3 protein-coding genes are annotated in these 2,092 nt (G+C 73.0%); 1 reads left to right on the forward strand and 2 read right to left on the reverse strand.

What is annotated here, in order from left to right; translation table 11 throughout:
* Positions 1 to 128: 128 nt before the first annotated feature.
* Both Q0L15_RS20405 and Q0L15_RS20410 read right to left on the reverse strand, forming a co-directional pair.
* Positions 129 to 713, reverse strand: a complete 585-nt coding sequence (locus Q0L15_RS20405; protein WP_296606493.1) for a sigma-70 family RNA polymerase sigma factor — start codon at positions 711 to 713, stop codon at positions 129 to 131.
* 58 nt (positions 714 to 771) lie between these two features.
* A complete protein-coding gene (locus tag Q0L15_RS20410; RefSeq protein ID WP_296606495.1) occupies positions 772 to 1,509 on the reverse strand; it encodes a hypothetical protein in 738 nt (245 codons plus the stop codon).
* Positions 1,510 to 1,632: 123 nt separating this feature from the next.
* Between Q0L15_RS20410 and Q0L15_RS20415 the strand changes: the two genes are divergently transcribed.
* Complete coding sequence (locus Q0L15_RS20415; protein ID WP_296606497.1) at positions 1,633 to 1,986, forward strand: VOC family protein; 354 nt, start codon at positions 1,633 to 1,635, stop codon at positions 1,984 to 1,986.
* Positions 1,987 to 2,092: the final 106 nt, after the last annotated feature.

Consider the following 2,092-nt stretch of genomic DNA (forward strand, 5'->3'; position numbering starts at 1 on the left):
GGCCGCCAGGGTCGCGCGGTGCGTGGCCAGCGCCTCGACCAGCGGGCGGAGCTCGGCGGCGACCAGGACGTCGCCACCGCGGGCGCGGGCGAGGACGGCCTCGGCCTGGGCGTCGGTCAGCAGCGTGCTCATGGTGTCGCCTTGCTGTCGAGAGAACTGTCGAGGGAGGTGATGCGGTGCTCGGCGTCGCCGCTCAAGGAGCGGCGCAGCGCGTCGAGCGCCCGGCGTTGGAGGGACTTCACGGTGCCGACACGCTTGCCCATCACCTGGGCGGTCTGCTCCAGGGACAGGTCGGCGATCAGACGCAGGGTGACGACCTCGCGCTGGTCGGGGGTCAGGCGGTCGAGGTGGGTGGCGAGATCGGCAGCTGCGGTGCGGTCGAGCACGTCGTCCTCGACGCTGCGCACGGTGCGCGCGTCCTCCTCGGCCGCCCAGGTCGCGACCGGCACCCGGCGCGCCCGGCGCCGCTGCTCGTCGACGACCCGACGACGGGCGATGGTGAGCAGGAGCGCCACGAAGCCCGACTCGTCGCCCTCGAAGCGGGTGATGCTCTCGAACGCGGCCAGGAAGACGTCGCTGGTGAGCTCCTCGACCTCGACCGCGCCACGGAGCCGGGCGAACGACGCCACCCGGGCGGCGTGGCGCGACCACAGCTCGGCGAAGGCAGCGCCCTCGCCGAGCCGTGCGTCATGCAGCAGGTCCTCGAAGTCCACGGGCTCTCACGGTGTGTACGGCGGCACCGGGGCGGCGCCCCGCGGACGGGGTGACCCCTCAGGCAACCGTGTACCAGACGACGCGGGCGCCGGAGCTCGCGGCGCGGCCGTTCTCGCCCCCGCCGTCGTTGCTGCCGTTGTCGCTGCCGTTGTCGCTGCCGTTGTCGCCGTCGTCCTCGCCCTCGCCGGAGGTCGAGCACCGGTCACCGGCGACGTCGTCCTCGTCCTCGTCGTCGACGCCGTCGGAGTCGGCGTCCTCGTTGCCGTCCTCGACACCGTCGTCGTCGGAGTCCGCGTCCTCGGCGTCGGTGCCCTGCTCGTTCTCGTCCTCGTCGTCCACGCCGTCGGAGTCGCTGTCCTCGTCATCGGCGATGCAGCCCTCGGTCGCGTCGTCCTCGTCCTCGTTGTCGACGCCGTCGTGATCGGCATCCTCGTCGCCGTCGGGGGTGCCGTCGTCGTCGGTGTCGGTCTCGGTGGGGTCGGTGCTCGCGGTGCCGTCGGTGACCTCGTCCCCGTCGTCGTCGCCGTCGTCGTCGGAGTCCTGGTCACGCGGGTCGAGGCCGCGCCGGAACTCGCCGAGGTTGCGGAGCCCGTCGTGGTCGGCGTCGCCGCCGGCGTTGGCCCGGTGCGCGCCGAGGTGGTGGGCGACCTCCCACCGGTCCGGCATGCCGTCGCCGTCACTGTCGCGGGGGCCCTGCGCCGAGCTGGGGCTGCCCAGGGCCAGCGGCGCCGCGATGGCGGCGAGGCCGGCGGCGACGGCGGCAACGCCGCGCCGGTACGAGAAGGGAGTGGTCACGCGGATCGTCCTCTCCGACGTGCGCTGCCGATCAGCGCGCTCACCAGTAGATCGTCCGTTCCGATCCGCGGGATACGGGTCGGCGGGACAAATCTTCAGCGCTGCTCTGGCACGCTTGCCGGCATGGAGCGCGTGCTGGGCATCGGTGGGTACTTCATCCGAGCGGCTGACCCCGAGGCCCTGAGTGCCTGGTACCGCGAGGCCCTCGGGCTCGACCTCGACGACAACGGTCTCTGGTACCCCGATGGCGGCCCGACGGTGTTCGCCTCGTTCGCCGCCGACTCCGACTACCTCGGCCCGCGCACCCAGCAGACGATGCTGAGCTTCCGGGTCCGTGACCTCGACGCGATGCTGGCCCAGCTGCGCTCCCGCGGCGCCGAGGTCGCCGACGAGTCCGAGGACATGGACGGCGTCGGTCGCTTCGCCTGGGTCTGCGACCCCGAGGGCAACCGCATCGAGCTCTGGCAGCCCGCCTGATCGTCTGTGCGGGGTGGCGGCGGTCGGGCGTCTACGGGTGCGCCGTTGGCTCCGCTTCCTTGGTTTTCGAAGAAGCGTGGTCACCGTGGGCGCGGGGTTGCGGCGG

Origin of the sequence: Nocardioides sp. (assembly GCF_024509035.1) — a bacterium.
In the GTDB taxonomy this organism is placed as follows: Bacteria; Actinomycetota; Actinomycetes; order Propionibacteriales; family Nocardioidaceae; genus Nocardioides.

Bases quoted from the DNA above. Each gene is read 5' to 3' on its own strand.
- Q0L15_RS20415 (WP_296606497.1), top strand. From the start codon at position 1,633: ATGGAGCGCGTGCTGGGCATCGGTGGGTACTTCATCCGAGCGGCTGAC.